Annotated in this window: 7 protein-coding genes; 2 read left to right on the top strand and 5 right to left on the bottom strand. The window is 41.6% G+C overall.

All coding sequences use genetic code 11. The annotated features are described in order from the left end of the window. Positions 1–190: 190 nt before the first annotated feature. On the bottom strand, positions 191–1,198 hold the full coding sequence (locus B4F91_RS05135) for a zinc-binding alcohol dehydrogenase family protein (RefSeq protein WP_286939226.1): 1,008 nt from the start codon (positions 1,196–1,198) through the stop codon (positions 191–193). A gap of 205 nt (positions 1,199–1,403) precedes the next feature. Next, positions 1,404–2,288 (bottom strand): LysR family transcriptional regulator, encoded by an 885-nt coding sequence (locus B4F91_RS05130; RefSeq protein WP_024033046.1) that lies wholly within the window; start codon positions 2,286–2,288, stop codon positions 1,404–1,406. Between the two features lie 111 nt (positions 2,289–2,399). Here B4F91_RS05130 and B4F91_RS05125 point away from each other — a divergent pair, with 111 nt between their 5' ends. Further along, entirely contained in the window at positions 2,400–3,125 is a 726-nt protein-coding gene (locus B4F91_RS05125; RefSeq protein WP_054981991.1) for an aspartate/glutamate racemase family protein, read from the top strand. Positions 3,126–3,151: 26 nt separating this feature from the next. Here B4F91_RS05125 and B4F91_RS05120 read toward each other — a convergent pair whose 3' ends face one another. Then, the gene (locus tag B4F91_RS05120; RefSeq protein ID WP_286939228.1) at positions 3,152–4,402 is read right to left on the bottom strand and encodes an NADH:flavin oxidoreductase/NADH oxidase family protein; all 1,251 of its coding nucleotides are present in this window, start codon (positions 4,400–4,402) and stop codon (positions 3,152–3,154) included. A gap of 87 nt (positions 4,403–4,489) precedes the next feature. Here B4F91_RS05120 and B4F91_RS05115 point away from each other — a divergent pair, with 87 nt between their 5' ends. Beyond that, a complete protein-coding gene (locus tag B4F91_RS05115; RefSeq protein ID WP_286939230.1) occupies positions 4,490–4,894 on the top strand; it encodes a MerR family transcriptional regulator in 405 nt (134 codons plus the stop codon). Between the two features lie 34 nt (positions 4,895–4,928). Here the strand turns inward: B4F91_RS05115 and B4F91_RS05110 are convergent, their stop codons facing one another. Next, entirely contained in the window at positions 4,929–5,105 is a 177-nt protein-coding gene (locus tag B4F91_RS05110) for a hypothetical protein (protein ID WP_288635403.1), read from the bottom strand. A 160-nt stretch (positions 5,106–5,265) separates the two neighbouring features. After that, entirely contained in the window at positions 5,266–6,732 is a 1,467-nt protein-coding gene (gene rmuC / locus B4F91_RS05105; protein WP_286939231.1) for a DNA recombination protein RmuC, read from the bottom strand. Positions 6,733–6,834 lie beyond the last annotated feature (102 nt).

The following is a 6,834-nucleotide window of genomic DNA, read 5'->3' as shown; positions in this document are numbered from 1 at the left end:
GCGCTGTATCCTCACCGTAAACAAACACCACTGGTGAGCGAATTTATAAAAACTGTACAAGAGTATATTGGCAGCCCTGCATTTTGGGTAAAGCATATTCCTAATTACAATCAGTTATATAAATAATAGCCACAAAAAAGCCCCGTTAGGGGCTTGGGTATACTCAAAAAAACCATATTAGCTAAAGGCCTTAAAAGCCTTCTAACACCACTTTACCTTTAGCGGTTTGCGATTCAAGGTGCTGATGCGCTTTGCGTAAATTGGCTGCGTTAATTTTACCTAAGTGCTCACCTACCGTGGTTTTAATTTGCCCTTGGTCAATCATAGTGGCTACGTTGTTTAAAATAACGTGTTGCTCTTGCATGTCGTCGGTTTTAAATAACGAGCGAGTAAACATAAGCTCCCAATGTACCGACACGCTTTTGTTTTTAAATGGCACAATATTAAGTGTTTCAGGGTCATCAATAAGGGCAAATTGACCTTGTGGCTTCACTACTTTTTCAATTTCAGGTAAGTGCTGCTCTGTATTGTTTAAGCTTACTACGTAATCCACTTCGCTTAAGTTTTTAGCTGCAAACTCTTCACTTAACGGGTTACGGTGATTAACAATGGTATCGGCACCTAAATCTTCTAACCACGAAATTGTTTCAGCACGAGAAGCACTAGCAATAATATTTAATTTAGTGCGCTGCTTTAACAGCTGCACCATTATTGAGCCCACCCCACCGGCGGCACCAATAACTAAAATGCTTTTAGAATCATCATTTTTAGCTACGTTTAAACGGTCAAACAATAATTCCCACGCAGTAATGCTGGTAAGCGGTAATGCAGCGGCTTCGCCATACGAAAGCGAACTTGGCATATGGCCAACAATACGCTCGTCAACTAACTGAAACTGCGCGTTACTGCCTGAGCGCGTAATATCGCCTGCGTACCATACTTTGTCGCCTGGCTTAAATAACGATACGTTTTCGCCAACCGATTTAACAACCCCAGTTGCATCCCAACCAATTACTTTATACTCGCCCTCAGCTGCTGGCATTGCTTGGCGAACTTTAAAATCAACCGGGTTAACCGATACCGCTTTAACTTCTACTAAAATATCGTGGCCTTGTGCTGTTGGCGTTTCAAGTTCAATGTCTTGTAATGATAATTCGTTTTCGATAGGTAAACTTTTTTGATATCCGATTGCTTTCATGGGAGTTGCCTCGTTAGCTAGTTAATACTCTGTGTTGATGACGCTATTTTGGCTTTATCAAGAGCATTAAAAAAGAGACAAAACACCCAATTATTATGGAAATAAAACTCCATAATAAAATAGGTAAATAATTAAAATTCCATTGCACATAGCTGTTATCGTTTTAAATTAATAATACCTTATTAACTGTAACGGGGGTTTACAGTTAGGTTATATTTAGCTCAGTTAATTTATTCCATACACTTTCGCCACCGGGGTGCAAAGCCGCATGATACCTATACGCATAGTAAGTTATTGGCACGCAGTGGTGCTCACTCCCTACAACTACCAAGGTATTATTTTTAAGCTCGTTTGATATAACGTAGTCGGGCAGCCAGGCAATACCATTGCCCGCTACAGCGTGCACTTTTAAAAGCTCAGTCATGGATGAAACAAACACCTTTTTAAGCTTAGCTCCCGATATAATAGGCTCTAACTGCCGACCCATGTAGGAGTCGAGGCTGTAGGCTAAATGCGGTATAGGCGCTGCGCTTTCTAGGTTATATAAGGCTTTGCCTTGCTCGTCACAGGCGCTAACAGGTAACAACTTAGCATTACCTATTTTTTGATGACTAAACGGCGGCAGTTTAAGGCGTTCGTTATCAAAGGCAATAAGTAAGTCGCATTCACCTTGCTCTAGCGCTTCGGTGGCTTTATCTACGTCTATAGCCTCTAAATTAAGTACAATGTCGCGCTCATCTTGTGTTTGAAAGTTAGCGAGTTGTAAGGTTAAAAAACTCGCTAAAGAATGTGCGGCCGCTACCTTTACAGAATAATTTTGCTGCACCGATAACTCCTCAAGCATGCTAACCGAGGTATTCATTTGGTTAACTAAATTACGCGCCGTTATATGAAATATTTTACCGCTTGGGGTCAGAGTAATAGGCAAGTTTTCTCGGTCGATTAGGGCTGCGCCAAGGGCATCTTCAAGGGCTTTTATACGCCGACTAAATGCAGGTTGCGTAATATGCCTAAGCTTTGCCGCTTGCGAAAAGCTTTTTGTGTGCGAGAGCGTTAAAAAATCTTCTAACCATTTACTTTCAATATTCATAGCGACCACTTAGTTATGCAGTTTGTGCATGGGTGGTAAAATAATAGCATTATTCAAACTAAATAAAACACTATAAATTAAGCCTATAAACTCAATAACTGGAATGCAATCATGCTTAGAACTCTTGGCGTACTAGGTGGAATGGGGCCTTTGGCTACCGCCTCATTTATGAATCAGGTAATTGCGCTATCGCCCGCTAAAAATGATCAAGAGCATATACCTATGTTTATAAGGAATATCCCGCAAATTCCTGACAGAACAAAATTTTTAATGGGTCTTGAAGATGAAAACCCATTTTTTGAGCTCAAAAAAGGCTTTAAAGAGCTAACAAGCTTAGGTGTAAGTTGTATTGTTATTCCGTGTAATACCGCGCATTACTGGTACGACGCGCTCACTAAAAATGCCGATGTACACACCATTAGCATTGTAAAAAGCGTTATAAAACAAGTAAAAGCCACGGGCAAACAAAAGGTTGGTATTTTAGCCACTACCGCTACGCTTAATATGGGCATTTACCAAAATGCGTTTAAGCAGCACAATATTGATTTTGTTGAACCAAACTCTCAGCAACAAGCAGCCATAATGGATGGGATAACCGCCGTAAAAGCGGGCGATTTAAATAAAGGTCGCCACTTGTTAAGCAAGGCATACGACTTAATGCTTGCTCAAGGTGCTGACTGCGTGTTGTTTGGCTGTACCGAAATACCGCTTGTGTTAAATGAACAAGCCAAACACTCGCCAGACACCTGCCTAGATACCATTGCTATTTTAGCGCAAGAGTGCGTTAACTGGGCATATGCAAACGCCCATCAATCAACGCTTTCAAGTGTGGCATAGAAAATATCAGTTTAAACTAGAGCTAATTAATTTAGCTCTTTTGCAAAGCGTTTTCGATAGCGCTTGGTAAGCTTTGCAGCGCGCATTTGGTCACTTATTAAAGTAAAAATAGCCGAGGCATTTGCTTTAACGTGTTTGCCTTGGCCCACTCGGCGAATTTGCCTTTTTACCAGCGCCATAGTGGCAAGCCCTGCAAGGGTTTTGTCTTTAAAGGTAACACGCGGCATAAGCAGGTTTTGCCTTGGCTGTGTTTGCCAGCAATTAACTAAATTAGGCTCATAAGCCAGTGCCGTGGCCATACCAACGAGCGCTACGCCTGAGCTAATTACTTTATTTGCCACATCTAAACGGCTAATACCGCCTGTGGTCATAATGGGTATGTTTGATTGCTCGCTAATAGCTTTGGCAAATTCCAAAAAGTACGCCTCACGTGCAAGTGTACGCTCATCGCCTGTTTGTCCTTGCATAGCCGGTGCTTCGTAACTTCCGCCCGAAAGCTCTACAAAATCAAGCTTTAATGCACTAAGCATATTAACAACTGCTTGCGCATCATGCGGTTCAAAGCCGCCGCGCTGAAAATCGGCTGAGTTTAACTTAACCGATACCGAAAAACCGGCGCTGCATTGCGCTTTAATACTACGTGTTATTTCAAGTAATAATCGCGCGCGATTCTCAAGGCTACCGCCCCATTCGTCATCACGCTTATTAGTTAGTGGAGATAAAAACTGCGCTAATAAATAGCCATGTGCAGCGTGTATTTGCACGCCATTAAAACCTGCTTTTTCGGTCTGTTGCGCTGTATGGGTAAAACGAGCGATAACATCACTAATCTCGCTCTTATCCATAGCTGTTGGCTGGGCAAATAAGTGAGAGTGCTTACCCATATTAAGCGCAATATCAGAGGCACTTAGCGCTTTACCACCCATTTTTTTAAATACTTGGCGGCCAGGGTGATTTATTTGCATCACAATTTTACAGTCGCTTTGCTGCCCTAAACGAGCAAGCTCTGCAAAAGGCGCTATATCGGTTTGCTGCTCAAGGGCAAGGCCGCCTGGCCCTGTCATTGCAAGGTGGTCAACCATAACATTACCGGTAATAATTAACCCGCACCCGCCTTTTGCCCATTCGTTGTATACATTTTTAAGCACTTGCGATGGCGTTAGGTCGGCCTCTGCGAGGTTCTCTTCCATAGCGGCTTTTACTACTCGGTTTTTAAGCGTTAAACCGCTTGGTAGGGTAAAGGGCGTAAATACAGCAGATTGTTCAAACTCAGACATACATATAAACCATAAATTGACATTACAGGCACTATAACCTTAAAGTCAGCTTTAAGGTCAACCCGCTTTTTTATAGTAGAGGCAATAATGAAAATAGGTGAACTAGCTAAGCACTCGGGTATTGCAGCAAGCACCATACGGTATTACGAAAGTATAGGGCTGCTGCCACACGGTACGCGAAATAATAACGGGTATAGGCAATACGACAAAGCCAGTGTAGAGCAGCTTAAAATGATTAAGTTTGCACAAAGTCTAGGGTTTTCGCTTGAAGAAATCCCCTCCCTGCGCAAGCCTAATGAGGAGCTAGATCACAACACCATTATTGAGCGCCTTGGTGAAAAACAACATGAAGCGAATGCACTAATTGAGCAGCTACAGCGAAAGTCTGAGCGTATTGGTAATTTAATTACACTGCTTAATATAAGTTGGTCTAATGGAGAGTGTATAGGCGATGAAAAAATAAATGAGTTATTGAATGAGGTGGAGTATTAAAGGCGTAAGCGAGTACATGTGAGCTTTAGTTGAATTAGTTTTGCGGCGCTTTACCATGAAAATTGATATAAAGCTTTTGTAAGTTGGCAGGCACTAGAGGCCAACCAACCGCAATAGTATGAGAACATGCGCTCCAAAATAATGTTTCTACGTAATATACGTCTATGTATTCAATTACTTTTGCCTCAGCGTTTACTAGCTTTTCAGCCATAAAACTTAAATAACGCTATTTTTGCTCCACAGTACCAAGAGCAAAAATAGCGTCTCTATCCTCATAATTAATAGGGGTTAACGCTAACCTTTGCGAATTGAGTAAGGGAAAAACCATTAACCTTCCTTTTAATGTATAAAACAGTAGAGATAAATCGAACTTAATCCAGCTCTAATTGGGCTTTTTCTACGCTTTCGTTTGGTAACTCTTTTTGAACCGATACACCTAGCTCTTTAAATTCTGAAGCTTGTTTAATTAAGTTACCTTTACCACGGTAAAGCTGTGAAAAGGCTTTATCGTAGCTTTCTTTTGCGCGGTCTAGTTGCTTGCCAACACCTTCCATACTCGTTAAAAAGCCATTGAGCTTGTTGTAAAAGCGCTCTGCACGACTCGCCAGCTCTTTAGAGTATTTGGTTTGCTCTTCAAAGCGCCACAGCTGTTTAACAATATTAAGGCTTGTAAGCAGAGTCGTTGGTGTAGCAACTAAAATGTTTTTTTCGATAGCTTGTTGGTAAATATCGCTTTGATATTTAAGCGCCTCTACAAATGCAGATTCTATAGGCACAAACATAATAACTACTTCAGGCGAATTTATACCAGGGAGACGATCGTACGATTTACTGGCAAGCTCGTTAATACGCGCGGTAACTGCATTTACATGCTCTTTAATTGCTTGGCTAGCCTCTAGCTCGTTTTCGGCATTAACGTAGCGGGTATAAGCATTTAGCGATGTTTTAGCATCAATCACTAAGTGGCGGCCCTGAGGTAAATACACCACTACGTCGGGGCGCAGTCGACCGTCTTCGGTATTAAACGATACTTCGCGTTTGTAGTCGGTACCCGCGCGCAGGCCTGCGCTGTCGAGTACGTTTTCGAGCATTAGTTCGCCCCAATTACCTTGGGTCTTTTTTTGCCCTTGTAAGGCATTACTAAGTTTATCGGCTTGCTCGGTAATAGCTTGGCTTTTAGCTTGCAAGTGCAGTAGCTCAGTTTTAAGGGCAGCACGTTGTTTTAAGTCTTCAACGTGAATCGATTCCATTTTATCTCTAAAGCCTTTTAGCTCCCCTTGAACTGGCTTTAATAGTTGCTCAATGCTTTCTTGGTTTAGGGTTTTAAAGCTTTGCGATTTTTCTTCTAAAATTTTATTAGCTAGGTTTTCAAACTCTTTTTTAAGCACATTTTTGCTTTGCTCTATTTGTGCAAGCTGCTCGGTAAAGTTTTGCTGCTTTTGCTCAAGCGTAGTTCGCATATTATTAAGCTCAATATCGCGCTGGTTATATTGCTCTCGCAAGGCACTAAGTTCGCCTTCGGCTTTACGCCAAAAATGGTTGTATTGAACACTTTGTTTTTCTTGCTCGCTAAAGCGAGTTTTAAAATGCTGCGCTTCATCGCGTTGCTCTTGATGTGATTGCTCGAGCAGCTCGTGCTCATCAAATAAGGCCGTGTATTGCAGCTGTTTATTGTCGTACTGGTTTTGTAATAATGATAACTGTTGCTGTTGCTCGCTAATGTGTTGTTTTAATTTATTACGAGAAGGGATCGACACTAGGCCATATAGTACTAGCCCTGTTGCAAGCCCTGCGCTGGCACTTAACCAATCTATATGCGTTAATAGCTGAGTAAACATAAAATAAACTTATAAAATTTAGAGACATGCCATCATAACGAATAAAGGTAGTGGGGGGTAGGGCGTAACATTTACTAAAGGCATAAAAAAAGCCAGCTAAAA

The organism is Pseudoalteromonas sp. UBA6610, from assembly GCF_002433295.1.
Lineage (GTDB): Bacteria > Pseudomonadota > Gammaproteobacteria > Enterobacterales > Alteromonadaceae > Pseudoalteromonas > Pseudoalteromonas atlantica.
This window is presented reverse-complemented; position numbering and strand designations above follow the sequence as displayed.